At 51.9% G+C, this 24,778-nt stretch carries 22 protein-coding genes; 10 read left to right on the top strand and 12 right to left on the bottom strand.

The window, feature by feature from the left end; genetic code table 11:
- Nucleotides 1-24: 24 nt before the first annotated feature.
- Complete coding sequence (hrpB, locus tag L6J37_RS07175; RefSeq protein WP_237794653.1) at nucleotides 25-2,517, bottom strand: ATP-dependent helicase HrpB; 2,493 nt, start codon at nucleotides 2,515-2,517, stop codon at nucleotides 25-27.
- 127 nt (nucleotides 2,518-2,644) lie between these two features.
- Here hrpB and thpR point away from each other — a divergent pair, with 127 nt between their 5' ends.
- From thpR to panC, 8 genes are all read left to right on the top strand, one after another.
- Entirely contained in the window at nucleotides 2,645-3,250 is a 606-nt protein-coding gene (gene thpR / locus L6J37_RS07170) for an RNA 2',3'-cyclic phosphodiesterase (RefSeq protein WP_237794651.1), read from the top strand.
- Nucleotides 3,247-3,954 carry a DNA/RNA nuclease SfsA gene (gene sfsA / locus L6J37_RS07165; RefSeq protein WP_237794649.1) on the top strand — a complete coding sequence of 236 codons (708 nt, stop codon included), beginning with the start codon at nucleotides 3,247-3,249 and terminating at the stop codon, nucleotides 3,952-3,954. Before thpR ends, sfsA begins: the two co-directional genes overlap by 4 nt.
- A gap of 137 nt (nucleotides 3,955-4,091) precedes the next feature.
- On the top strand, nucleotides 4,092-4,541 hold the full coding sequence (gene dksA, locus L6J37_RS07160) for an RNA polymerase-binding protein DksA (RefSeq protein ID WP_027253634.1): 450 nt from the start codon (nucleotides 4,092-4,094) through the stop codon (nucleotides 4,539-4,541).
- A gap of 82 nt (nucleotides 4,542-4,623) precedes the next feature.
- Nucleotides 4,624-5,532 (top strand): tRNA glutamyl-Q(34) synthetase GluQRS, encoded by a 909-nt coding sequence (gene gluQRS, locus L6J37_RS07155; protein ID WP_192015784.1) that lies wholly within the window; start codon nucleotides 4,624-4,626, stop codon nucleotides 5,530-5,532.
- A gap of 81 nt (nucleotides 5,533-5,613) precedes the next feature.
- Nucleotides 5,614-6,978: a polynucleotide adenylyltransferase PcnB gene (gene pcnB / locus L6J37_RS07150; protein WP_218384307.1), complete on the top strand. Its 1,365-nt coding sequence runs from the start codon at nucleotides 5,614-5,616 to the stop codon at nucleotides 6,976-6,978.
- The gene (folK, locus tag L6J37_RS07145) at nucleotides 6,975-7,460 is read left to right on the top strand and encodes a 2-amino-4-hydroxy-6-hydroxymethyldihydropteridine diphosphokinase (RefSeq protein WP_237794648.1); all 486 of its coding nucleotides are present in this window, start codon (nucleotides 6,975-6,977) and stop codon (nucleotides 7,458-7,460) included. The genes pcnB and folK overlap by 4 nt, the downstream gene beginning before the upstream one ends.
- Before the next feature lie 25 nt (nucleotides 7,461-7,485).
- Complete coding sequence (gene panB / locus L6J37_RS07140) at nucleotides 7,486-8,280, top strand: 3-methyl-2-oxobutanoate hydroxymethyltransferase (RefSeq protein ID WP_192015786.1); 795 nt, start codon at nucleotides 7,486-7,488, stop codon at nucleotides 8,278-8,280.
- A 12-nt stretch (nucleotides 8,281-8,292) separates the two neighbouring features.
- A complete protein-coding gene (gene panC, locus L6J37_RS07135; protein ID WP_192015787.1) occupies nucleotides 8,293-9,168 on the top strand; it encodes a pantoate--beta-alanine ligase in 876 nt (291 codons plus the stop codon).
- A gap of 100 nt (nucleotides 9,169-9,268) precedes the next feature.
- Here panC and L6J37_RS07130 read toward each other — a convergent pair whose 3' ends face one another.
- Together L6J37_RS07130 and L6J37_RS07125 are read right to left on the bottom strand one after the other, a co-directional pair.
- Nucleotides 9,269-10,039, bottom strand: a complete 771-nt coding sequence (locus L6J37_RS07130; RefSeq protein ID WP_192015788.1) for an ABC transporter permease — start codon at nucleotides 10,037-10,039, stop codon at nucleotides 9,269-9,271.
- The gene (locus L6J37_RS07125; RefSeq protein WP_192015789.1) at nucleotides 10,036-10,959 is read right to left on the bottom strand and encodes an ABC transporter ATP-binding protein; all 924 of its coding nucleotides are present in this window, start codon (nucleotides 10,957-10,959) and stop codon (nucleotides 10,036-10,038) included. The genes L6J37_RS07130 and L6J37_RS07125 overlap by 4 nt, the downstream gene beginning before the upstream one ends.
- Before the next feature lie 173 nt (nucleotides 10,960-11,132).
- On the opposite strand from L6J37_RS07125, the gene can reads away from it, so the two are divergent.
- The gene (can, locus tag L6J37_RS07120) at nucleotides 11,133-11,783 is read left to right on the top strand and encodes a carbonate dehydratase (RefSeq protein ID WP_192015790.1); all 651 of its coding nucleotides are present in this window, start codon (nucleotides 11,133-11,135) and stop codon (nucleotides 11,781-11,783) included.
- 66 nt (nucleotides 11,784-11,849) lie between these two features.
- On the opposite strand, the gene hpt is transcribed toward can, so the two are convergent.
- Complete coding sequence (gene hpt / locus L6J37_RS07115) at nucleotides 11,850-12,383, bottom strand: hypoxanthine phosphoribosyltransferase (RefSeq protein ID WP_192015791.1); 534 nt, start codon at nucleotides 12,381-12,383, stop codon at nucleotides 11,850-11,852.
- A gap of 208 nt (nucleotides 12,384-12,591) precedes the next feature.
- Between hpt and L6J37_RS07110 the strand changes: the two genes are divergently transcribed.
- Entirely contained in the window at nucleotides 12,592-13,200 is a 609-nt protein-coding gene (locus L6J37_RS07110) for a TetR/AcrR family transcriptional regulator (RefSeq protein WP_192015792.1), read from the top strand.
- 9 nt (nucleotides 13,201-13,209) lie between these two features.
- On the opposite strand, the gene L6J37_RS07105 is transcribed toward L6J37_RS07110, so the two are convergent.
- The 8 genes from L6J37_RS07105 to L6J37_RS07070 form a co-directional block, all read right to left on the bottom strand.
- Nucleotides 13,210-14,247, bottom strand: a complete 1,038-nt coding sequence (locus tag L6J37_RS07105) for an ABC transporter ATP-binding protein (RefSeq protein WP_192015793.1) — start codon at nucleotides 14,245-14,247, stop codon at nucleotides 13,210-13,212.
- The gene (locus tag L6J37_RS07100) at nucleotides 14,247-15,875 is read right to left on the bottom strand and encodes an ABC transporter permease (protein ID WP_237794647.1); all 1,629 of its coding nucleotides are present in this window, start codon (nucleotides 15,873-15,875) and stop codon (nucleotides 14,247-14,249) included. Before L6J37_RS07100 ends, L6J37_RS07105 begins: the two co-directional genes overlap by 1 nt.
- A 153-nt stretch (nucleotides 15,876-16,028) precedes the next feature.
- On the bottom strand, nucleotides 16,029-17,042 hold the full coding sequence (locus tag L6J37_RS07095) for a Fe(3+) ABC transporter substrate-binding protein (protein ID WP_237794646.1): 1,014 nt from the start codon (nucleotides 17,040-17,042) through the stop codon (nucleotides 16,029-16,031).
- 165 nt (nucleotides 17,043-17,207) lie between these two features.
- On the bottom strand, nucleotides 17,208-18,437 hold the full coding sequence (locus L6J37_RS07090) for an ammonium transporter (RefSeq protein ID WP_237794645.1): 1,230 nt from the start codon (nucleotides 18,435-18,437) through the stop codon (nucleotides 17,208-17,210).
- A gap of 29 nt (nucleotides 18,438-18,466) precedes the next feature.
- Entirely contained in the window at nucleotides 18,467-18,805 is a 339-nt protein-coding gene (locus L6J37_RS07085) for a P-II family nitrogen regulator (protein ID WP_120513354.1), read from the bottom strand.
- Nucleotides 18,806-18,998: 193 nt separating this feature from the next.
- Nucleotides 18,999-19,367, bottom strand: a complete 369-nt coding sequence (locus L6J37_RS07080) for a YacL family protein (protein WP_192015797.1) — start codon at nucleotides 19,365-19,367, stop codon at nucleotides 18,999-19,001.
- A gap of 332 nt (nucleotides 19,368-19,699) precedes the next feature.
- Nucleotides 19,700-22,297 (bottom strand): bifunctional aconitate hydratase 2/2-methylisocitrate dehydratase, encoded by a 2,598-nt coding sequence (gene acnB, locus L6J37_RS07075; protein WP_237794709.1) that lies wholly within the window; start codon nucleotides 22,295-22,297, stop codon nucleotides 19,700-19,702.
- 215 nt (nucleotides 22,298-22,512) lie between these two features.
- Nucleotides 22,513-24,771, bottom strand: coding sequence for a patatin-like phospholipase family protein (locus L6J37_RS07070; protein WP_237794644.1), 2,259 nt, complete (start codon nucleotides 24,769-24,771; stop codon nucleotides 22,513-22,515).
- Between the last annotated feature and the right edge of the window lie 7 nt (nucleotides 24,772-24,778).

Genomic DNA, 24,778 nt, shown 5'->3' with positions numbered 1-24,778 from the left:
TTCAGCGCAGCACATGCTGGCCGACTACATATATTTCTTGGTTTTTCGTGTCGGGGCATGACTGGCGGGATCATCAGGCCAAACATGCTTAGGGTAACGGCCCTTCATTTCTTTTTGTACCTCTTTGTAGGCACCTTGCCAGAATGCGGCCAGATCCGAAGTGACCTGTAACGGACGCTGGGCCGGGGAAAGCAGCTCAAGTATCAGCGCAACCTTTCCCTGGGCTATTCTGGGTGAGACCTGCTCACCGAACATTTCCTGCATACGTACCGCCAGTACAGGGGCCTGCCCAGGCTGATACCGTATCGGGTAACGTGACCCGGTCGGCACCTGATAATGGGTTGGCAGTGCCGCATCCAGAGCTTTGGCCTGCTCCCAGCCCAGATACGCTTCCAGAGCGGCGGTCAGATCCAGTTTCACCAGCGCCTTCATGCTATGGATCCCTGTCATGAAAGGCAGCAGCCAGTCTTCCAGAGCCAGCAGCAAACTTTCTTCATCCATGGCCGGCAGTGCCATCTCCGGCAGCCAGCTGGCCGCGCAACGGGCGCGAGTCAGCAGGCCTTCGCTGCGCGCGTTCCAGGGCAGTACCTTCAGCCCCTGACGGCGAATGGCATTCAGCAAGGCTTCCCCGGCACGGGCCGGATCCGGCTCTGCCAGCGCGGTACGTTTGATAATCAGCTTGCCACAGCAATATTGCTTCTCAGCGACCAGACGGCCTTTTTTGTCATCCCAGTCGAGCCATTCCTTCTCATGGAACAATTGCGGCATCGCCTGCTGCAATTGCCCGATATCGGCCGCCACAGCGGAAAATACCCGGCTGTCACCCTGCCTGGTTTTCACCACATCAGCCACCACCAGCGCAGACTCCCCTGCCAGCGGATGGTCATCATCGATAACCACGCCCTGACCGTTAGCCAGCTGAAAGCGGCCATCCTGCCCCCGGGACACGGCAACACGATCGGGAAAGCCCGCCGCCATCAGCACAGGCAGCCAGCGACTGTCAGTTCGCCATCCGAGCGTCTTATCCTGATCCGTCGTCCCGAGTTTTGAAAAATGCTGTCTGGCTCGCTGCCTGTAGTACGCACTGCGGGGAAGCTGATCCGACTCCAGCAGGTGCAGCTGAAATGCCAGATCTGGATTGTTCATCCCTCTGACCGGCTCTTCTAACAGCGCCACCAGCATAGCGGCGGTCACGCGCGCACTCACCTCAAGCGAGCTGGCATGCGCCAGAATCGCCGCCAGCCTGGGCTCAGTACCCAGTTGCTGGATGGCCTGTCCTTTGCCGGTGAGCTGATGGCGTGTGTCCATCGCCCCCAGCGCGATCAGTAATGCCTGAGCCTGCTGCAGCGCGCCCTCAGGCGGCACATCCAGCCAACGCAGTTCACCGGCGGAAGCACATCCCCACTGGGCCAGCTCCATCGCCAGATGGCTCAGATCGGTACGCAGGATTTCCGGCTCGGGCACGGCGGGCTGACGGGCCAGTAATTCTTCGCTGTACAGCCGCAGGCAAATACCTGGCTCAAGCCGCCCGGCACGTCCGGCTCGCTGTTCCGCCGAGGAACGGGCAATACGCACTAACTCCAGACGGCTGATACCGGTTCTGGCGTCCCAGCGGGCAATCCGCTCTAAACCGCAATCCACCACCAAACGAATACCTTCAATGGTCAGGCTGGTTTCTGCGATATTGGTTGCCAGTACAATTTTCCGTTTGCCCTTGATGGCAGGCTGTATGGCCTGCTGCTGGGCTTTACTGTCCATTTGGCCATACAGTGGCGCAATAATAACATCCGGGCTGACAGCCGCTTGCAACCACTCGGCAAGCCGGCGAATTTCTCCGGCACCGGGCAGAAAGACCAGCACAGAGCCTGGCTCAGCCGTCATCAGCCGGAGGATCTCGCGCCCGGTCCATTCAATCGAAACACCATTGCCCTGCTGGACGCTGGTGGCCTGAGTCTGGTATCTGTAGTCCACCGGATAGCTGCGACCGGCTGATACCAGGTATTCGGCATCAGGCAGTAAAGATTGCAAAGCCTGATGATCCAGGGTGGCCGACATCACCAGTAATTTCAGATCGTCACGTAAGGCTTCCTGCACTTCCAGCGCCAGTGCTAACGCTGTATCGGCATGCAGACTTCGTTCATGAAACTCGTCGAAAATCAGCAGTTCTATACCGGATAACTCAGGATCTTGCTGCAACATCCGAGTCATTACCCCTTCAGTCACTATCTCCAGCCGGGTCCTGCCACTGACCCGAGTTTCGCCCCGCACCCTGAGCCCTATGGTCTGTCCGACTTCCTCGCCCAGCTGAGCCGCCAGATAGGAGGCAATATTACGGGCAGCCAGCCGGCGCGGCTCCAGCAGGACAATTTTACCGGCCACTGCGCCCGCAGCCAGCAGTGACAGCGGCAACCGGGTAGATTTACCCGCACCTGGCGGTGCCTTGAGGATGATCTGTTCACTGCGCTCAAGCGCCTGGTGCAAATCAGGCAGCACCGCATCAATGGGGAGTTGTGACAATATCTTTACCTTGTGTCATCTTCTATGAAGGCGCCTGTGTTGCAGATAATACAGAACGCTCAGAAACAATCGGACTTATTGTACTCAAACAGGGATAACGGTGCTATCCAACCGGCAGGAGGTCACTATGTCACATCACTTCAGGCAGCCTGATGTTCCACCGCAGCCAGACAGCCAACGGATGTTTTTTGCGCTGCCGCTGACGGAACCCCCCGCGGCGAATCTGGCGCCGTACCAAGGCTTGTGTCAGCTGAAAGACGCCTTACCCGGCAAAGGGCGTACCATACCGGATGCCAACCTGCATATGACGCTGGCCTTCCTCGGGCAGATCACCGATGAGCAAACCCGCCAGCTCGTCGCTGCTGTCAACCAGCTCACCATCCCGGCTTTCTCGATGCATTTCAACCTGCTGCGTTACTGGAAACGCAGTCGCGTACTCTGGCTGGGCGGCGATATCTGCCCCGAGCCTTTAGGCCGGCTCGCCGAGCAACTGAACCAGCTGGCCCTTGATCTTGGGCTGATACAGGATGCCAGACGCTATACCCCGCACATCACGCTCAGGAAAAACCTGCGTCAGCGCCCTGTTATTCCTGACGAACAACCGGATTTTCTTTTTCACTTTCAGCGCTTTGGTCTGTATATTTCTAAGCCCGACGGGCCAGGCGTCCGTTACCGGCTCGCGAACCAGTGGCCACTTATTCAACCGGAGATCGCCGTACAGGACAGCGAATGAATTACACACCTTCCCTGCAGTCAGCCACACTCATTAAACGCTATAAACGCTTTCTGGCCGATATCACGTTGCCCGATGGCACCACCACGACCATTCACTGTGCCAACACGGGTGCCATGACAGGGTGCGCCGATCCCGGCTCCACCATCTGGTATTCCACCTCGGACAACCCTAAGCGGAAATACGCCCACAGCTGGGAATTAACACAAACGCAGGACGGACACTGGATTTGCATCAATACTGCCAGAGCGAATCAAATTGTGGTCGAAGCACTCAAAAATAACCACATTCCGGAATTATCCGGCTATGCTTCATTGCGCACAGAAGTGAAGTATGGTACTGAAAACAGCCGGGTAGATATTGTTCTGGATGATCCCTCGCTGCCATCTTGTTTCATTGAAGTAAAAAGTGTCACTTTGCTGGAAGATGATGGCCGCGGGTATTTCCCGGATGCTGTTACCACCCGGGGACAAAAACATTTAAGGGAGCTAGCAGAGGTCGCCGCCACGGGTCAGCGCGCTGTGTTATTTTTCGCAGTCCTGCACTCTGGGATTGAAAATGTCGCCGCGGCACGCCATATAGACCCGGTCTATGATGAGTTACTGGAACAGGCAGAAAAAGCAGGGGTGGAAGTCCTCTGTTACCGTGCAGAAATCAGCCCGACGGCTCTGACTTTGAGCCAGCGGATAGAATTTGCTCAGTAACGCGGAAAAATGATGCTTTCTTCACAATGGTATAAAATTGAAGATATGCAGTAATTGCCACGTTATATCCTTTCTGCTATAGATACCCGCCAAAATTAACCAGTGACGGTTATTCGGTATATGTTAGGAGATGCTATATGCCAGAGAGCAAGGTTAAAAAATCGTTAGGCATCCTGGCTATTGCTGGGGTTGACCCGTATCAGGAAAAAGCCGGCGAAGAATATATGGGTGAAGCGCAGTTAGAGCACTTCCGCAAAATTCTCGGAGCCTGGCGCAACCAATTGCGTGAAGAAGTTGACCGTACCGTTAACCATATGCAGGATGAAGCGGCTAACTTTCCGGATCCGGTTGACCGTGCAGCACAGGAAGAAGAATTCAGCCTGGAACTGCGTAACCGAGATCGTGAGCGTAAACTGATCAAGAAAATCGAAAAAACGCTGCAACGTATCGAAGATGACGATTTTGGTTTCTGTGATTCATGTGGCGTGGAAATTGGTATTCGCCGCCTGGAAGCCCGTCCGACAGCCGACCTGTGCATCGACTGTAAGACACTGGCAGAGATCAAAGAAAAGCAAATGGCTGGCTAAACTGCCCTTTGTAACCATAATCTGACAAAAGGGAGCCAAGGCTCCCTTTTTTATTGTTATTGACTGTCTGCTATCCAACACCATGACAAGATTATCTCCGTATACTGGACGATTCGCCCCCTCACCTTCCGGTCCGCTGCACTTCGGCTCACTGGTGGCAGCATTGGGCAGCTATTTGCAGGCGCGCTCCCGGCAAGGTCAATGGCTGGTCAGAATCGAAGATCTGGATCCCCCGCGTGAAATGCCCGGTGCCGCAGACGACATACTGCGCACCTTGGACGCCTTTGGCATGACCTGGGATGGCAGTGTCATTTACCAGAGTCAGCGCCACGCCCTATACCAGGCTCAGATAGAACACTGGCTGGCTCAGGGCGACGCCTATTATTGTCGTTGCAGCCGCAAAGCGATCAAAGAAGCCGGTGGCTTTTATCCCGGCACTTGCCGCAATGCCGGCCTGGATGCCGCTCACAGTGCGGTAAGGTTGAAAGTCGACCAGGCCATCACAGGTTTTCATGACCAGCTGCACGGCTGGATCGCAATACCCGAAGCGCTGGCCAGCGAAGATTTCATCATCCGCCGCCGTGACGGCCTGTATGCCTACAACCTGGCGGTCGTGCTGGATGATATAGCGCAAGGCGTCACAGAGGTCGTCAGAGGAGCCGATCTGATTGAACCGACAGGACGCCAGATAGGCCTGTATCACCGATTAGGACAACCCGAGGTAAGCTATTTACATCTGCCGCTTGCCGTAACGGAAAACGGCAATAAACTGTCCAAACAAAATCACGCGCCGGCTATCGACACGCGTCGGCCAGGCCCGCAGCTGTGGCACGCTATGAGGTTTCTGGGGATGTGCCCGCCGGCAGAATTGCAGTGCGCTGATCGCGACGACATTCTCCGTTGGGGGATCGCGCATTGGGATGTCGCGAACCTGCCGCCAACAACAGCGATCACGCTGAACCTAGCATCTAGAGGTGACTTGGGTATATGATATGCGGCTGTTCAGTCCGGCCTTATCACAATTACGAGGTGTGTTATCTTTAGTCGAGTCGCCAGCTTTTGCCGTAAAGTATTGACCCGAGAGCAAAAAGCTCTGGGTAACAAGGAGCCAAGCTTGCAAGTTTATCAACGCCAGGAGCACGGTATCTCCCGCAAAGACATCAGCGAAAATGCGCTGAAGGTACTCTACCGCCTCAATAAAGCCGGTTTTGACGCCTATTTGGTCGGCGGTGGTGTTCGGGATTTGCTGCTGGACAAAGAACCCAAAGATTTTGATATTGCGACCAATGCAACGCCGGAAGAAATTAAGGCGCTGTTCCGCAATTGCCGCCTGATCGGCCGCCGCTTCCGTCTCGCCCATATACTTTTTGGCCGTGACGTGATTGAAGTGGCCACTTTCCGCGGCCACCATGATGCAGGCGCCGTTAAGCTGCCAGCCGGCAAGCAGGCCATTGCCTCACGCAACCATGAAGGCATGCTGCTGCGTGACAATGTCTATGGCACCATTGATGAAGACGCAGAACGCCGTGACTTCTCGATTAACGCCCTGTATTACAGCATCAAAGATTTCACAGTCAGTGATTACGCGAACGGTGTGGTTGATCTGCAAAACCGCCTGGTCCGCCTGATCGGCGATCCAGAAACCCGCTATCGTGAAGATCCGGTGCGGATGCTGCGTGCCGTACGCTTTGCCGTCAAGCTGGATATGCAGATTGAAGCCCGCACTGCAGCCCCGATTCTGGAACTGTCGACCCTGCTGAAAGACATTCCTGCCGCACGTCTGTTTGAAGAGAGCCTCAAACTGCTGCAGGCCGGTAAAGGGCTTGAGACTTACAAAATGCTGCGCGAATACAATCTGTTCCAGCAGCTGTTCCCGATTCTGGCCGAGCATTTTACCGAAGATCACAGCAGCCTGACCGAGAAGATGCTTGAGCACATCCTGGCTGCCACTGACGTCAGAATCGCAGAAGGTAAGCGCGTCAATCCAGCCTTTATGTTTGCGGCCATGCTCTGGTATCCGATGAATGTCCGGGCAGAAGAAATTGCCAGCACCAGTGGTCTGAGCGACTACGATGCTTTCATGATAGCGGCCAATGACATTTTGGATGAGCAGGTGAAAAACATTGCCATCCCTCGCCGCCTGACCACGACTGTGCGTGATATCTGGCAGCAACAGCACCGCTTCAGCCGCCGTTTCGGTAAACGCGCCTTTGCCATGCTGGAACACCCTAAATTCCGGGCAGCCTACGATTTTCTCGAAATGCGTGGCCAGTTTGAAGGGAAAGATGTGGCTGAACTGGCAACCTGGTGGCACAAGTTCCAGTTTGCTGAACGTGATGAACGCAATAAAATGGTTCAGGAACTGGGTGGCGGTAATCAGCGTCGTCGCCGTCGTCCGCAACGACGAAAGAAACCACAGGCAAAATCGGCCTCATGATTCGTGCCTATATTGCCATCGGCAGCAATTTGAATGATCCGGTGAACCAGGCTTACCAGGCACTGACGGCGTTACGTCAGGCCTGTGACCTAAGCGTGGTCGCTGAGTCCTCGCTGTACTGCAGCACCCCTATGGGGCCGCAGGATCAGCCCGATTACATCAATGCTGTGGTTGCCGTTGATACTGAACTGACACCACTGGCGCTGCTCGATCTGACGCAGAAGATTGAACAGTTGCATGGAAGAGTCCGCAAAGCAGAACGCTGGGGGCCGCGCACTCTGGATTTGGATATCCTGCTTTATGGCAATTTGCAGCATCACTGTGAACGTTTAACTATTCCGCACTATGGCATGAAAGCCCGTGAGTTTGTGCTTTATCCACTGGCTGAAATTGCCCCTGAACTCGTCCTGCCTGACGGTACAGCGCTGACTGACCTGCTACCCGAGGTGGACCGAAACGGCCTGCGTGTGTGGCCATCCTGACACATCCGGGAGAAGGGAGATAACAATGAAGAAAATCACTATTAACGACCTGATGAAGTGGAAGCAGGAAGGTCGTAAGTTTGCCTCACTCACCTCTTATGATGCGAGTTTTGCCCAGTTGTTTGAGCAACAGGAAGTGCCTGTCCTTCTGGTCGGTGACTCCCTGGGTATGGTACTGCAAGGCCAGACAGATACCCTGCCTGTGACTATTGATGAAATGGCTTACCACACCCGCTGTGTGCGTGCCGGCAGCCCCAATGCTCTGCTTCTGGCGGACTTGCCTTTCATGACCTATGGCACCCCTGAGCAGGCCTGTGACAATGCCGCCAAGCTGATGCGCGCCGGTGCCAACATGGTAAAACTGGAAGGGGGCAACTGGCTGGCCGACACAGTCAGAACATTGACCGAACGTGCCATACCTGTGTGCGCCCATCTGGGCCTGACACCTCAATCGGTCAATATCTTTGGTGGCTACAAAGTTCAGGGACGCGATAAAGAACGCGCTGACCAGATGCTTGCCGACGCCATTGCGCTGCAAAAGGCAGGCGCACAAATTGTCGTGCTGGAGTGTGTCCCTGCCTCACTGGCCAAACGCATCACCGAAGCCTTAGATATTCCTGTTATCGGCATCGGAGCCGGTAACGTGACTGACGGCCAGATTTTAGTCATGCACGACATGTTAGGCATTTCTGCCAATTATATGCCGCGTTTTTCTAAAAACTATCTTGCTCAGACTGGCGATATCCGCAAAGCGGTTTCACAGTATCTGAAAGAAGTGGAAACGGGAACATTCCCGGGTCCAGAGCATACCTTTGAGTAAGGAAAACCCACCATGCAGACTTTTGCTGACATTTCCCCTGTTCGTGAACAGGTTCGGGCCTGGCGCCGTGAAGGCCGCCGTATCGCCTTTGTTCCGACCATGGGAAATCTGCATCAGGGGCACCTGACTCTGGTTCGCAAAGCACGCGAACAAGCCGATATCATTATTGTCAGTATTTTCGTTAACCCAATGCAGTTCGATAAAGCTGACGATCTGAATAGCTATCCTCGTACTCTGGAAGAGGATCTGGCCAAATTAAATGGTGAAGGCGTCGAACTGGTTTTCACACCGACCCCGGATATCATTTACCCCAATGGCATGGACCGACAAACCTTTGTCGAAGTGCCGGGCCTGTCTCACATGCTGGAAGGGGCGTTGCGCCCAAGTCATTTTCGTGGCGTCGCCACCATAGTGGCCAAGCTGTTTAATATTGTGCAGCCAGATGTGGCCTGCTTTGGTGAAAAAGACTATCAGCAACTGGCGTTGATCCGTCAAATGGTCAACGATCTCGCGATGCCGATTGAGATCATTGGTGTACCGACAGTGCGTGAAATGGATGGCCTGGCTATGAGCTCTCGTAATGGATACCTCACCGTAGATGAGCGTCAGCGCGCACCGGTACTGGCCAAAACCATGCGCTGGATCAGCAGCCAGATCCGCGGCGGACGCCGTGACTTTGATGAAGTGGTGCTGGATGCCAATGATCAATTGCGTGCTGCCGGTCTGGAACCGGATGAAATTTACATCCGTGATGCCCGTACGCTGCAGGTTGTCGGCGAAGAGACCACACAGGCGGTGATCCTGATGTCTGCTTTCCTGGGGAAAGCGCGTCTGATTGATAATCAGGTCATTGAGCTGGCCTCTGTCTCAGCAGACACCACTCACTAACAAAACCAGACAGACATCTGCGATAAGCATCTGACTAAAACGCCCAGTTACTTACCGGTAACCGGGCGTTTTTATTGGGCATTAAACCCGCTGTATCGACTCAGGAGCGTAAGCCTATCCCTTTTGATATCAGATAGTGGGCCAGGCCGTACAAAGCAAGCACAAAGGCCAGAAGCACGCTAAACGCTGTGCCTATACCGACATCGGATACCCCGAGGAAGCCATAACGAAAAGCATTGACCATGTAGACGATAGGGTTGAGTTTGGACACCCACTGCCAGAATTCAGGCAACAAATTGAGGGAATAAAACACCCCGCCTAAGTAGGTCAAAGGCGTCAGTACGAAAGTGGGAATAATGCTGATGTCATCAAAGGTTTTGGCAAACACCGCGTTGATCAGCCCCCCCAGAGAGAAAACGATGGAGGTCATGATGACAGTGGCAATAATCACCCCCAGGTGCGCTATCTGCAAATCGACAAACAGCAGTGACACAGCCGTCACTATCACCCCGACACCCAGTCCGCGCAGTACACCACCGCCAATATAGCCAGCGATAATGACAAAGTTGGGCACAGGCGCAACCAGCAATTCTTCAATATTGTGCTGAAACTTAGCACTAAAGAAAGAAGACGCCACATTTGAATATGAGTTAGTGATCACTGACATCATGATCAAACCGGGCACTATGTATTCCATATAGGTAAAACCGCCCATCTCACCGATCCGACTGCCGATCAGGCTACCGAAAATGATGAAGTATAACGTCATGGTGATGGCTGGCGGCACCAGTGTCTGTACCCAGATACGGGCAAAACGGTTCACTTCTTTACTGATTAAACTTTGAAAAGCAATCCAATACTGGTATCTCATGCAGACTGCTCTCCTTGGCTCTGAGCTACAAGCGTCACGAACAACTCCTCAAGACGGTTGGCTTTATTACGCATAGACAGTACCTCTATCCCCTGAGCACTCAGCTGGCTGAATACAGAGTTCAGACCTGTTCCCTTGTGAATGTCGATTTCCAGCGTGTGGTTATCCGGCATTTTCCATGCCACACCATCAAGTTCAGGTTTACTGCCATTGAGGACAACATCAAGAATGAAGGTTTCCACCTCCAGCTTGGCCAGCAGAGATTTCATGCTGGTGTGTTCAATCAGCTCACCATGATTAATGATGCCGATATTACGGCACAGCATTTCGGCTTCTTCCAGGTAATGCGTAGTCAAAATGATAGTGACACCCTGACGGTTAATTTCTCGTAAAAAAGTCCACATCGAACGACGCAGCTCGATATCCACCCCTGCAGTCGGTTCATCGAGAATTAACAGCCTGGGTTCGTGCATCAGGGCACGGGCAATCATCAGGCGACGCTTCATACCGCCAGACAAACTACGGGCACGCTCATTGCGCTTGTTCCACAAATCCAGCTGTGTCAGGTACTTCTTTGCCCGCTCTTTGGCCAGCGCCTTGGGGACGCCATAAAAACCGGCCTGATTAATCACTATCTGCTCGACAGTCTCGAACTGATTGAAGTTAAACTCCTGCGGCACCAGACCGAGCTGATTTTTCGCTTCAACCAACTGCTTATCGATGTCATAGCCAAACACTTTCACCTGACCGGAGGTTTTATTGACCAGGGAGCTGATCACACCAATCGTGGTCGATTTACCGGCCCCATTAGGCCCCAGCAGAGCGAAAAAGTCCCCTTCTTCGACTGTCAGGCTCATATCCTTAAGGGCCTGCACCCCTGGATAAGCCTTGTTTAAATCAGTAATTTCTAATGCATTCATACAATACGCTTTTTTATTTGGTATAAAGAGTAAAAAAATCAACAAATCGGATTTGCAAGCCGCCTCGCAAGTGTATAGTAATGACCTGTTTATCTTTGGCTTTGCAAGCGCATCATAGCAGCCATAGCCTGACCAAAGATAAACAACCCAATGTAGCAAACTAAGGTGTTGTCATGGCAGAAATTAAACAGCTATTTGCAAATAACTTTTCCTGGTCGGAAAAGATTAAAGCAGAAAACCCGGAATTCTTTTCACATCTAGCGAAAGCACAGCACCCAGAATATCTCTGGATCGGCTGCTCCGACAGCCGGGTTCCGGCAGAACGCCTGACTGGCCTGGACTCTGGCGAGCTTTTCGTGCACCGAAACGTGGCTAACCAGGTCATCCATACTGATCTGAACTGCCTGTCAGTGGTGCAGTATGCTGTCGATGTGCTCAAGGTCAAACACATCATTATCTGCGGCCACTATGGTTGCGGCGGTGTGGCAGCCTCCATTGATAATCCGCCCTTAGGGCTCATCAATAACTGGCTGCTTCATATTCGCGATCTGTACCTTAAGCACCGCAGCGATCTGGGGACTCTGCCCCGTGAGGCCTGGGCCGATAAGCTATGTGAAATCAACGTGGCTTCGCAAGTATACAACCTGGGCAACTCGACCATCATGCAACAAGCCTGGGAACGCGGCCAGAAAGTTAAAATTCATGGCTGGGTGTACGGTATTGGTGACGGCAAACTGACGGATTTGGGCGTTACCGCCACCAGCCGGGAGTCTCTGGAAGTTTCCTACCAAAGTGCAATGGCAACGATTTTGCCCAAAGAATAACCCATAAAGTAAAAGCGACCATCTGGTCGCTTTTACTTGCATCACGCAGCTAAAAACCGAGAGTTATCAGTCTTCCAGCGGAATCACTTTTCCGATAAATCGCAGATGGCGGTATTTCTGCGCATAATCTATGCCGACACCGACCACAAATTCATCGGGAATTTCAAAACCAATCCACTCGGCATCCACGGCGACTTCACGGCGCTCAGGCTTGTCCAGCAAAGTACAGATACGGATGGAATTCGGATTACGCAGGGCCAGTATTTCCCGGACTTTATTCAGCGTGTTGCCGGTATCAATAATATCTTCAACCAGCAGCACGTCTTTGCCTTCGATTTCATCATCCAGATCTTTCAGAATACGGACATCACGGCTGCTTTCCATCGCGTTTCCGTAACTGGAAGCCGTCATAAAATCCACTTCGTGCGGCAGATCAACCGCACGGGCCAGGTCAGCCATAAAGACAAAGGAACCTCGCAGCAATCCCACCATGACAAGGTTTTCTGAGCCCTGATAATAGGCGGTGATCTGCTCTCCGAGCTCTTTAATCCTTGCCTGAACATCCTGCTCAGAAATCATGACTTCAATGGTATGCTTCATTTATCTCTCCATATGCGCATTTGGCATGCACATGGGTCTCAGTGATTACTAAAAAGCTATTCTACCATCCTTGAACAAGAAAAGTTATTGCTTCAATTATTCGAGCCATATGACACAACGGGTATAAATCAGATTGAACCAAATCCATTGCTGAGGTAGAGTTATTAAGCAAAGTGCATATAAATCGATTGGCTAGGGAATTTGTAGCATGGACACCATAGTTAAAAAAACGAGGACGCGTCTCTCACCTGAGAAACGAAAACAACAACTTCTCAAGTGCGCGCTGGAAGTGTTTGCCCGCCGAGGTATCGGACGAGCAGGACATGCCGACATTGCTGATATGGCTAATGTCTCAGTGGCAACGGTTTTCAATTATTTTCCTACCCGTGAGGCACTTGTTGAGCAAGTTCTGTCACAGGTGGAAAGAAATTTTAATGAACTGCTGAATCTGTGCCTGGGAGAAGAGCACGATACCCTTCATAGTCACCTGAGCTGCATCACAGGCTATATGATTGATGCGGTTATCGAACAGCAGGACTGGTTAAAGGTATGGTTTGAATGGAGTACTTCTGTCAGAACTGAAACCTGGCCGCAGTTTCTTGATGCAAACCGTCCGAACCTGAAACAACTGACCAATATCTTTGAGCAGGGTAAACAGGATGGTCAGCTAAGTACGGAGATCACCTCTTATGATCTGACCTGGCTGCTTCATGGTTTATGTTACGTGCTGTATTTACGCGCCAACATTGAGCCAGATAAAAACAGCATGCAAACACAGGCCGACGCTTACATCAGCCTAATGTTCCCGCAGGTATAACTGCTGCCGTTAACTGGCAGCAGCAAGTACTCTGGGCTGGTACAAGTCCAACTCTACGGATACGCGTTGACCAGTTTGCAGGATCATAGGGGTATTCACTATCAAGTGGTGCCCCTCGTAGTCTACCGTATAGCGGCAGCTGTCGCCCATGAACTGCTGTTCCAGAATAATCCCATCACCGTCTTCGGTCGGTGCCAGCTTTAGGTTCTGTGGCCTGACAAGCCACTCAACATGCCTGCCTTCGCCAAATGTGACGGCTTTTGCCAGATCAACACAGCCAAAGGGTGTCAGCAAGCCATCCTGCCCGATAGTGGCCGGCAAATAAGACCCCGCCCCCAGAAAATCAGCGACAAAACGGCTACAAGGTTGATAGTAAAGCTCCGCTGCGGTACCAAACTGTTCTATCACGCCATTGTGCATCACTGCCAGCTTGTCCGCGAAAGCAAAGGCTTCCTCCCGGCTATGAGTCACAAAGATAGCCGTTACCCCTTGCGCCTTGAAGATTCGTCGTATTTCCCGAATCAGCCCATGGCGAACCTGAGTGTCGATATTCGAAAACGGTTCATCCAGCAATATCAGATCAGGCTCGCAAGCCAGAGCCCGCGCAATCGCAACACGCTGTTGCTGACCGCCAGATAGCTGGTGCGGATAACGCTGGCCAAGGTTTTCCAGCCTGACCAGCGACAGCATTTCTTCCACTTTGGTCTGCGCATTGTTTTTTTCCCAGTCTCGCAGGCCAAAGGCTATATTTTCCGCCACAGTCAGATGGGGGAACAGCGCATAATCCTGGAATATCATCCCTATATTGCGATTCTCCGGCGGCACCCAGTTCACTTTATCCACCACAGTACGGCCATTAATCCGCAACTCACCCTGCTCTTGCGGTAATAAGCCGGCAATGGCTTTAAGCAGGGTTGTTTTCCCGCAGCCGCTAGCTCCTAACAAACAGATGATTTCATTGTCTTCCACCACCAGAGACAGATTTTCCAGTACAGCATGACCGTTATAACGACAGGTCAGATTATGGACAGATAACGCATGACTCATCAGTGTGATTGCTCCAATGAACGGTTTACAACAACCAAAGGCACCAAGCCGACAAGCACCAGCAGAATGGCTGGCATTGCGGCCAGCTCCAGCTGCTCATCAGAGGCATAGTTGAAGACATAGGTTGCCAGAGTTTCAAAGTTAAATGGCCGCAGTAACAGCGCGGCGTTCAGCTCCTTCATGGACTCGATGAAGACCAGCAGACCCGCTATCAGGCAGCCCCGCCGGATGAGCGGCAAATGTACACGCCTCAGCATAGACATGGGCGCGCACCCCATGGTCTTGGCAGCCATGTCCAGTGACGGAGGTATTTTGGCCAGGCTGCTTTCAATACTGCCAACGGCTACTGCACCAAAACGCACCACAAAGGCAAAAATCATCGCAAACACAGAGCCGGAGAAAAAGAGTCCGGGCCGTCCCCATCCCATGAACTGAGTGAAGTCATTAAGCCAGTGATCGGCTGTGGTCAGTGGGATCATCACGCCGATTGCCAGCACAGTACCCGGCACGGCATAGCCCATCACACTTAAACGCATCGGCACGATGCTGGTACGGCGGCCATCCAGACGATGATAAAAATTGACCAGCAGTGCGACAGCAACAGCCAGTAAAGCAGCACTCACAGCAACCATCAGGCTGTTCATGCTGAACTGTCTGAACTCAGAGTTCCAGCTCTGGGCAAAATACTGCCAGGCATAATAGAGCAGCTGCAGCAGCGGCAGGATGAAAGCCAGTCCAATCAGCCCCCAACACCAGCTCAGTGCCAGCACCTTCTTCCAGCCGGACAAACGGTAACGGACATCTTCATTCGGCTCACTGTGCTGCTGAAACAGTTTTTGCCGGCGACGACTGAATCGCTCTGCGCTGATCAGCAAAAAAATAGCCAGCAGCATCATGGCTGAAATTTTTGCCGCCGCGTTAAGATTGGAATAGCCCAGCCAGGTGTCGTATACCGCTGTTGTCAGCGAATGGACGGCAAAGTAACTGACAGTGCCGAAATCGCCCAGGGTTTCCATAGCAATCAAAGACAGGCCGACGGCAATGGAAGGCCGAGCCAGAGGCAAAGAAATGCGCCGGAAGCTTTCCAGCGGCGAACAGCGCAGCAAACGCGCAGATTGCAGTAAACTGGCACTCTGCTCCATAAAAGCCGTGCGGGCCAGCAGGTAGATATAAGGATATAGCACCAAAGCCAGTACCAGACACGCACCGCCTAAGGTTCGGATATCCGGAAACCAGTAATCCTGATAACTCTGCCAGCCAAACCAATCGCGCAGCAGAATTTGTACCGGTCCGGCATAGTCGAACCAGTCAGTGTAGATGTAGCCTATGATGTAGCCCGGCATCGCCAGTGGCAGTACTAAGGCCCATTGCAGCCATTTTTCACCGGGCAGCCGGCACATGGCCATAAACCAGGCGGCGGGCAAGCCAAACAAAGCCGCCAGTAACGCGGTGCCGGTGACCAGCACCAGTGTATTGAGGGTATAGGTCCCCATCACTGTGCTCATCAGGTGCGCAAACACCTGATCCGATTCCCCCAGTGCCGTATAGAAAATGGCTAAAATGGGTAAAACCAGTAAAACACCAAACGTCCAGCCGCTGGTTTTCCAAATAGGGTATCTGTCTTTCATTGCCGACAACTTAGTATCCTTGAGCTGACACGAGAGAAGCCTTGCCCAACGAAGGGGCAACACATGCGTCCAAGCGGTTCGCGAAAAAAAACGCCCCCAAAGATACCAGACAATCGATAAAAAGGGGCCTACCGACCCCTGTTTTTCTTCTACTTACAGATCAAACTGTACTTCATCCAGCAATTTGGTTGCTGCATTGTGATAATCAGCGATCTTTTCCAGAGGCAGAGTATCAGCACTGAAATCTCCCCAGGACGCCACCAGCTCAGAGCGCTCGACACCCGCTTTAACCGGGTATTCAAAGTTCACATCAGCGTACATGTGCTGGGCTTTGTCTGATGTCAGGAATTCCATCAGTTTCTGAGCATTGGCTTTATTAGGCGCATGCTTAGCCATCGCCATACCACTGATATTGACATGGGTACCGTTAGCCTGCTGACCCGGGAAATTGATGTAAACCGCTTCTGCCCACGCTTTCTGGTTTTCATCGCTTAACATTTTACCCAGATAGTAACTATTGCCGATTGCCAGATCACACAGGCCTTCTTTAACCGCTTTCACCTGGCCTCGGTCGTTACCCTGAGGTTTACGAGCCAGGTTCGCTTTTACCCCTTCAAGCCAGGTTTTGGTTTCTGCTTCCCCATAATGCGCAATCATCGAAGAAACCAGAGAAATATTGTAAGGGTGCTTACCTGAACGGGTGCAGATTTTGCCTTTCCACTCAGGTTTCGCCAGATCCAGATAATCAAAACTTGCTGGCAGACGACCGACTCGCTCTCTGGACGAGTACACACTGCGGGTACGTAACGTCAAGCCAAACCACTCATCGTCAGAGTCGCGGTACTGAGCCGGGACATTCTTGTCGATCACTTCACTGTCAACGGCCTGAACCAGGCCTTTATCACTCAATTCTGCCAGACGGCTGATGTCAACGGTCAGAACCACATCGGCCGGGCTGTATTCGCCTTCCTGAGCCAGTTTTTCAGCAATGCCATCTTTGGCAAATTTTACGTTGACCTTAATGCCAGTTTCATCTGTGAATTCTTTCAGCATCGGCTCAATTAAAAACGGCTGGCGCAGAGAGTAGACGTTGACTTCTTCGGCAGCCAGAACCATTTGAGGTGCCGACAACCCCAGTAATACAGCAGAAGCTAACAGTTTTTTCATTGAGCATTCCCTTAATACAAAAATGAATGATAACGTTTATCAGTATCGCTCAATTATACTGTAGCTGCTTCAGTCAACAATGTGTTGAAACAAATGAACACAAAAAAACGCTGCCTGCTGGCAGCGTTTTTGATAATTATGTGAATTAGCTCAACTTTAAAGCAATTACTTCACGCTGACAAACTCAGGGTAAGCATCTATGCCACAGTCGTGTAAATCCATACCGGCCATTTCTTCCTCTTCGCTAACACGGATCCCCATGGTAGCTTTCAGGATGGCCCATACGGCCAGACTCGCACCAAATACCCAGGCGAAGATAACAACCGCACCCAGTAACTGAGCACCAAAGCTGGCATCTGTGTTGCTGAACGGTACCACCATCAGGCCGAAGAAACCGCACACGCCATGCACTGAAATCGCACCGACAGGATCATCGATTTTCAGCTTATCCAGACCGATGATACTAAAGACAACCAGTGCACCGGCAATCACACCGATAATAACCGCTGACATAGGTGATGGAGACAGCGGATCAGCGGTGATCGCCACCAGGCCCGCCAGTGCACCATTGAGAATCATGGTCAAATCAGCTTTACCCCAGGTGGTTTTACACACTGCCAATGCGGCGATAGCACCTGCAGCCGCTGCAGCATTGGTGTTGAGGAAGATTTTACCCACAGCCGTCGCATTCTCGAAGTCGGAAATCATCAGTTGCGAACCGCCGTTGAAACCGAACCAGCCAAACCACAGGATAAAAGTACCCAGGGTCGCCAGCGGCATGTTTGAACCGGGAATTGGCAGGATTTCTCCATTTTTGCCGTATTTGCCTTTACGGGCTCCCAGCAGCAACACACCAGCCAGTGCCGCAGACGCACCCGCCATATGCACAATTCCTGAGCCGGCAAAGTCACTAAAGCCAGCGGCTGACAGGAAGCCGCCGCCCCAAGTCCAGTAGCCTTCAACCGGGTAGATAACAGCTGTCAGAACGACTGAGAATACCAGGAATGCCCACAACTTCATGCGTTCGGCCACAGCCCCTGAGACCACAGACATGGCTGTCGCGACAAAGACCACCTGGAAGAAGAAGTCAGATTCCAGCGAGTGGTCAGCCCCTTCCGCCTGAGTACCGAATAAGGTACCAAATGAAGGTAGCCAGCCACCTTCGCCGTTATCCACATACATGATGTTATAACCCACAATCAGGTACATGGTGCAGGCAATGGCGTACAGACAAAAGTTTTTAGTTAAAATTTCTGTGGTGTTTTTTGAGCGCACCAGACCGGCTTCCAGCATGGCAAAACCCGCTGCCATCCACATGACCAGGGCGCCTGAGATCAGGAAAAAGAATGTGTCGAGCGCGTAACGCAGCTCTGTCACCGTTGTTGATAATTCCATGGTTGTCGTCCTCTTATCACATCTCGTTGTTATAATGCTTCTGCGTCTGTCTCACCGGTACGGATACGTACCGCATGGTCCAGATCGTAAACAAAAATCTTACCGTCACCGATTTTGCCGGTGTGTGCTGCCTTGGTAATCGCCTCAAGAATGATTTCCAGGTTCTCCGCCTGAGTGGCGATTTCCAGCTTGACCTTAGGCAGAAAATCAACCTGATATTCCGCACCGCGGTATAGTTCAGTGTGCCCTTTCTGACGGCCAAATCCCTTGACCTCAGAAACGGTCATCCCCTCAACCCCAACGTCCGCCAGCGCTTCACGCACATCATCCAACTTAAAAGGTTTGATTATTGCATTGATGAGTTTCATTAACCTTGCTCCTTAAACCTGTGCATCCCTAACATACACAGATTAATAAACAAGCTTCGTGCCAACTTTAAAAAACTTTAATAAACATTAACTTAATTAACAAACATAAAAATTGCACAAAAAAACCGCACCATAGTGGTGCGGTTAATTCCCCGAAAAGAAGCAAAGCAGGAATTTACACTGAATCTGACGCCTATCGTCCGCGAGTGAATGCACGCCAAGCATGCAAGACTTGCTCAAGATCCTCAAATCCACACAAGGAAACCGCTTCATCGTCATAATGGCTCATGTCTTCATCAAGCTGCTCTTCATCTTGAAAAAACAAATAATTAGCCTGAACAATGGCTTCGTTATCCTCCAGGATCAGTGTCATTTCTTCCCCGCTTAACCGCCACTCGCTCGTCGTACCCTTTAATGCACCAAGTTGATTCAGAATCAAGGCTATCTTTGCCTCATCAGCCTGCACTTCTTCCACCAGCCAGCGGCCAAGCGCTTCATGTCCCATAGAAAAAACCACATGATAGCTGCCATCCAGCATGTTTTTCTTAAATTCGTAGTCCATACCTGCCCTTTATTATTGTGATTAGTGATTGGTGTCTGCCGTCAGGCGCCATCTTACTTAACTATTGTCCGCATACTGCATTCAGTGAAGGAAGACGGAATAATTCCGCCGCGCACCTTGTCAGGAACCCGGTAAAAATGCAACCTGAAGCCGCTATGAACTGCCTATAAGGCGTGTGTGGGAAGTCTCACAACCTTGCCGAGCCACAGGCTTAGAAGGCACACGGCGAAACGTAGCGCAACACAAAAGACATAAGGATAAAAAGACAAAAAAAGACAGGGAGCCACTGGCTCCCTGTCTTATTCACAAGCATCTATTCTGGTCGGGTATGATTACACCGCAGCCTGGATAATCACTTCATCCGCACGCTTAGTGTACTGACCCATACGGTGGAAGTTCAGATAACGGTAAGTATCTGCTGCCGTTGCATTAATCTGCTTGGCGTACTCCATGTACTCTTCCACAGTCGGGATACGACCCAGGATAGCACCCACCGCTGCCAGCTCAGCTGAAGAAAGGTACACATTGGCACCTGTCCCCAGACGGTTCGGGAAGTTACGGGTAGAGGTCGACATCACAGTTGCTTTATCAGCCACACGCGCCTGGTTACCCATACACAGCGAACATCCCGGCGTTTCAATACGAACACCGGCACGACCGAAGATACCGTAATAACCTTCCTCAGTCAGTTGATCACGGTCCATCTTAGTGGGTGGTGCCACCCACAAACGCGTGTTCAGCTGGCCACCAAATTTATCCAGCAGCTTACCGGCGGCACGGAAATGGCCGATGTTAGTCATACAGGAGCCGATGAAGACCTCGTCGATTTCCGTACCCTGCACTTCAGACAGCAGGCGTGCATCGTCCGGATCGTTAGGCGCACACAGAATTGGCTCTTTGATCTCAGCCAGATCGATTTCGATCACGTGAGCATATTCGGCGTCTTTGTCTGCTTCCATCAGAGACGGATTATCCAGCCATTCCTGCATCGCAGTAATACGGCGTTCAATGGTTCGACGATCACCATAACCTTCGGCGATCATCCACTTCAGCATCACAATGTTGGATTCAAGATACTCAGCCACAGACTCCTGCGACAGTTTTACTGTACAACCCGCCGCACTGCGCTCTGCCGAGGCATCAGACAGCTCAAAAGCCTGCTCAACCGTCAGGTGCTCAACACCTTCAATTTCCAGCACGCGGCCGGAGAATTCGTTGATCTTACCGGCTTTCTCTACGGTCAGCAGACCATGTTTGATACCGTAGTAAGGGATGGCATGCACCAGATCACGCAGCGTGATACCTTCTTGCATTTCGCCCTTAAAGCGCACCAGGATAGACTCTGGCATATCCAGCGGCATCACACCGGTTGCCGCAGCGAACGCCACCAGACCAGAACCGGCCGGGAACGAAATTCCCAGAGGGAAACGGGTGTGCGAGTCACCGCCGGTACCGACAGTATCAGGCAGCAGCATGCGGTTCAGCCAGGAGTGGATCACACCGTCGCCAGGACGCAGCGATACACCGCCACGGTTCATGATGAAGTCAGGCAGCGTATGGTGGGTGTTGACATCAACTGGCTTAGGATAAGCCGAGGTGTGACAGAATGACTGCATGGTCAGCTCAGCAGAGAAGCCCAGGCAGGCCAAGTCTTTCAGCTCATCACGGGTCATAGGACCTGTGGTGTCCTGAGAGCCCACTGTGGTCATCTTAGGTTCGCAGTAGGTGCCCGGACGGATACCTTCAACGCCACAGGCTTTACCAACCATTTTCTGAGCCAGGGTAAACCCTTTACCAGAATCTGCCACTGGCTGCGGGCGACGGAATACCGTCGACGCTTCCAGGCCCAGACACTCACGGGCACGGTCAGTCAGACCACGGCCGATGATCAGCGGAATACGGCCGCCGGCACGCACTTCATCAATCAGCACGTCGGTTTTCAGCGAGAAGGTAGAGACCACTTCATCACTGCCGTGACGACGCACTTCACCTTTGAATGGGTAAACGTCGATCACATCACCCATGTTCAGCGCCGTCACATCCACTTCAATCGGCAGTGCACCGGCATCTTCCATAGTATTAAAGAAGATAGGCGCAATCTTACCGCCCAGTACATAACCGCCAGCGCGCTTATTGGGGACATTCGGAATATCATCGCCCATGAACCAGAGTACGGAGTTAGTCGCCGATTTACGGGATGAACCCGTACCGACCACATCACCGACGTAAACCAGCTGATGCCCTTTCTCTTTCAGGGCTTCAATTTGTTTCACCGGACCAACTGAACCGGCTTGATCCGGTTCAATGCCGTCACGTTCATTTTTCAGCATCGCCAGCGCGTGCAGAGGAATATCCGGACGAGACCAGGCATCAGGCGCCGGCGACAGGTCATCGGTATTGGTTTCACCGGTGACTTTAAAAACAGTCAGGGTAATTTTTTCAGCCAGTTCAGGCTTAGACAGGAACCACTCGGCATCCGCCCAGGATTGCAGCACTTGCTTGGCGAATTCATTGCCGGCTTTTGCTTTTTCTTCGACATCATAGAAAGCATCGAACATCAGCAGCGTATGAGACAGGGCTTTCACCGCAATCTGTGCCAGTTCGGCATTGTCTAACAGGCTGATCAGGGGCTCAATGTTATAACCACCTTGCATGGTGCCCAGCAGTTCAGCCGCTTTTTCTTTGCTGACAATGGGAGAAGTCGCTTCACCTGTGGTAATCGCGGCCAGAAAGCCCGCTTTCACGTATGCAGCTTCATCAACACCTGGCGGGATGCGGTTTTCCAGCAGGTCGACCAGGAAGGCTTCTTCGCCTGCAGGTGGATTTTTCAGAAGTTCAACCAGAGCAGCAGTTTGCTCGGCATCCAGAGGCTTAGGGACAATCCCTTCAGCAGCACGCTCTTCGACGTGTTTACGGTAGGCTTCAAGCACGACATATTCCTCATTTTTCGGTTTAGCCAACCGGCTAAACATCCTTGGAAGTGATTGCCCTCTCCGGTTATCACGCACGCATTATGCTTGACTTGATTCAGACCTTTTTGACGTGCAGGAGAGACCAAAACCGGTTACGGAGCATACCATTTTTAACTAAACATTAAAATCAGGCGGACTTTTACAACATTCACAAAACAGGAAAAATCCCAGTATTACAGGGCTCCTCCAAAAAACAGATAGAAAGAACTTAAATCTTCTTCCGTCCTGCCATAAGCCAGAATGAATGGCCCAAATGGCGTAGTAATACCAGTGAATATGCTACCTGCATAGTATCCCGGTATTTCTGAGACAGAAAGATTGGGATTATTGAACACGCCGCCCCATTCGACAGAGCCCCCCAGATACACCGCTGAGTTAAACAGGCCAAAGTCGTTATCCAGCAGATGGTATCGGTACACCAGGGCAGAAAATACTTTATTGTTACCCGACAAACTGTTTTTCGGTATGCCGGATAGATTCAGGAAACCACCCAGCTCTTTGGGATCTAGTCGTAAATCCTCATCGGAATGCACGTTGCCGTATTCCGCCTTGCCCATCAAGGTATGGCGGCCAAAAGTGTACGCTCCCTTCCAGCCCAAATCGAAATGCAAAGATGTGTCTGCACTGTGTTCACCCTGAAAACGCACACTGTCATCCGAAGAGGCAATCTCGGCGAGAAAAAAGTGGCCGTTGTTCGGCAGGGTGAAATCGTCCAGGGTATCAAGGTTGTACTTCAGATAAAGACGCCGGCTGCTGCGATCCTGATCGCCCAAATTCAGAATACCGGGAAATTGTGTCTCTCCATTGCCAAACAGATAACCCAGCCTGAACTCTTGCCAAAGGGCAGGCTGCCACCCCAGTGAGCTGTCGATACTCACATCAATGAAGCGCGCAGCAAGAAAATCATCAATGTTCTTCAGGCTCGGTTCTTCCCCCGAAACAGCGACATGGGTATTGGTTACATCGTAGTCGATACCCATCACGGCGAACCATTCCTGATCGCTGGTAAAAGGCACATACAGTTCGCTGGCGATACGCTTATCAGAGCCATATTCGAGCTCGTTGCGCCATTCAGCCCCTTTCTCTGACAGGCCGGTCGCCGTTAACCCCAACCCAATGGAGAAGTCGGTATTATTGGCAAAATCATCTTCTAAGGCGAAGCGCATGTCGATAAAGTTGGGCCCCCAGCTTTTGGCCTTCACTTCAAAAATCAATATATGGCGATTGCCTAAACGCTCAAACCTGTAATCTACCCGTTCAAACCTGTCCAGCGCATACAGATCGCGCACACTTTGCTCCAGCTGCTCGGTATTTACCTTCATGCCGGGTTTCAGTTGCAGCCGCTCTAACAGGACTTCATCGGCATAAGGACTGTTGTTGAGCAATTCAATTTCGTCGATCCGGCCTTCTTCCAAAAATTCCAGCTCGCGCCGGGCAGTCTGTTTGTAATCAATATATGTCTGATAAATACTGGCGTTGCCGAGTTCTGACAGCTGGAAGCGCACAGCCTGAACACTGTGATAACCGCTGTCAAAGGCTTCCGGCATGCGGTGAAAGTCTGTGGTGCTGATGCCCCGGACATCAGGACGCAGCAACAGGTCGGTATCGGACAACTGTGCTTCCTGCCGGGCAGAATTATCCCGCACCATAAAATCGGTCAGCTGATCCATGACCACCAGGTAGTCGCTCAGCTCATCGGCAGTTTTGAAATCGTTACTGATATCAACCGCGATCACCAGATCGGCGCCCATCTCCTTCACCACAGAAATGGGCAGATTATTGGTGATGCCGCCATCCACCAGTAATTTGCCTTCCAGCATCACAGGTGGCAGCAAACCGGGAACAGACATACTCGCCTGCATCGCCTCGGCCAGATCGCCGCCGGACAACACAACGGGTTTAAGATTTTCAATATCAGTGGCAACCGCACGGTATGGTACAGGCAAGGCATCAAAGCTGACCATCCAGGGCAAATTGCCGGATGTGGTACGCAGTATCTCGCCCATGGTTTGTCCCTGTACAAACCCTTTCGGCACTTTGATCTCCCAGAATTTAAACCCCAGATCCATGACTATCTGGAACCTGTCCTCTTGCTGCTTTTCACGAACCCGCCGCTCACTGCGCTGCACCCTGTCTTCATAACCCGACTCCCAGTCCACGGTATTGAGGATGGCTTCAACCTCATCGGCGCTCATTCCCGATGCATACAAGCCCCCGACATAAGCGCCCATGCTGGTCCCCACAATGTAATCCACCGGGATCTGCAGCTCTTCCAGCGCCTTCAGCACCCCGACATGGGCCGCCCCTTTGGCACCGCCACCGCCGAGGACAAGTCCGACCTTCAGGCGATCAGCATTTTTTTGCTCCGCTTTCACTAAAGCTGAAGTAAATACGGCCGATATCACAATAAATAATGCAAAAAAACGAAACATCCCTTTA

The sequence above is a fragment of the Photobacterium sp. WH77 genome, assembly GCF_022014395.1.
GTDB lineage: Bacteria > Pseudomonadota > Gammaproteobacteria > Enterobacterales > Vibrionaceae > Photobacterium > Photobacterium arenosum.
Note: the sequence above shows the minus strand (reverse complement) of the source record. Positions and strands in the feature narration are given on the sequence as shown.

What these genes read in the sequence shown, in the direction of transcription:
- L6J37_RS07125 (WP_192015789.1), bottom strand. Translation starts at nt 10,959, where the DNA reads ATGAATGCATTAGAAATTACTGATTTAAACAAGGCTTATCCAGGGGTG.
- gluQRS (WP_192015784.1), top strand. Translation starts at nt 4,624, where the DNA reads ATGACAAGATTATCTCCGTATACTGGACGATTCGCCCCCTCACCTTCC.
- L6J37_RS07070 (WP_237794644.1), bottom strand. Translation starts at nt 24,771, where the DNA reads ATGTTTCGTTTTTTTGCATTATTTATTGTGATATCGGCCGTATTTACT.
- L6J37_RS07130 (WP_192015788.1), bottom strand. Translation starts at nt 10,039, where the DNA reads ATGAGATACCAGTATTGGATTGCTTTTCAAAGTTTAATCAGTAAAGAA.
- panB (WP_192015786.1), top strand. Translation starts at nt 7,486, where the DNA reads ATGAAGAAAATCACTATTAACGACCTGATGAAGTGGAAGCAGGAAGGT.
- panC (WP_192015787.1), top strand. Translation starts at nt 8,293, where the DNA reads ATGCAGACTTTTGCTGACATTTCCCCTGTTCGTGAACAGGTTCGGGCC.
- L6J37_RS07090 (WP_237794645.1), bottom strand. Translation starts at nt 18,437, where the DNA reads ATGGAATTATCAACAACGGTGACAGAGCTGCGTTACGCGCTCGACACA.
- L6J37_RS07095 (WP_237794646.1), bottom strand. Translation starts at nt 17,042, where the DNA reads ATGAAAAAACTGTTAGCTTCTGCTGTATTACTGGGGTTGTCGGCACCT.
- L6J37_RS07110 (WP_192015792.1), top strand. Translation starts at nt 12,592, where the DNA reads ATGGACACCATAGTTAAAAAAACGAGGACGCGTCTCTCACCTGAGAAA.
- dksA (WP_027253634.1), top strand. Translation starts at nt 4,092, where the DNA reads ATGCCAGAGAGCAAGGTTAAAAAATCGTTAGGCATCCTGGCTATTGCT.
- can (WP_192015790.1), top strand. Translation starts at nt 11,133, where the DNA reads ATGGCAGAAATTAAACAGCTATTTGCAAATAACTTTTCCTGGTCGGAA.
- L6J37_RS07080 (WP_192015797.1), bottom strand. Translation starts at nt 19,367, where the DNA reads ATGGACTACGAATTTAAGAAAAACATGCTGGATGGCAGCTATCATGTG.
- L6J37_RS07085 (WP_120513354.1), bottom strand. Translation starts at nt 18,805, where the DNA reads ATGAAACTCATCAATGCAATAATCAAACCTTTTAAGTTGGATGATGTG.
- L6J37_RS07105 (WP_192015793.1), bottom strand. Translation starts at nt 14,247, where the DNA reads ATGAGTCATGCGTTATCTGTCCATAATCTGACCTGTCGTTATAACGGT.
- L6J37_RS07100 (WP_237794647.1), bottom strand. Translation starts at nt 15,875, where the DNA reads ATGAAAGACAGATACCCTATTTGGAAAACCAGCGGCTGGACGTTTGGT.
- folK (WP_237794648.1), top strand. Translation starts at nt 6,975, where the DNA reads ATGATTCGTGCCTATATTGCCATCGGCAGCAATTTGAATGATCCGGTG.
- hpt (WP_192015791.1), bottom strand. Translation starts at nt 12,383, where the DNA reads ATGAAGCATACCATTGAAGTCATGATTTCTGAGCAGGATGTTCAGGCA.
- thpR (WP_237794651.1), top strand. Translation starts at nt 2,645, where the DNA reads ATGTCACATCACTTCAGGCAGCCTGATGTTCCACCGCAGCCAGACAGC.
- sfsA (WP_237794649.1), top strand. Translation starts at nt 3,247, where the DNA reads ATGAATTACACACCTTCCCTGCAGTCAGCCACACTCATTAAACGCTAT.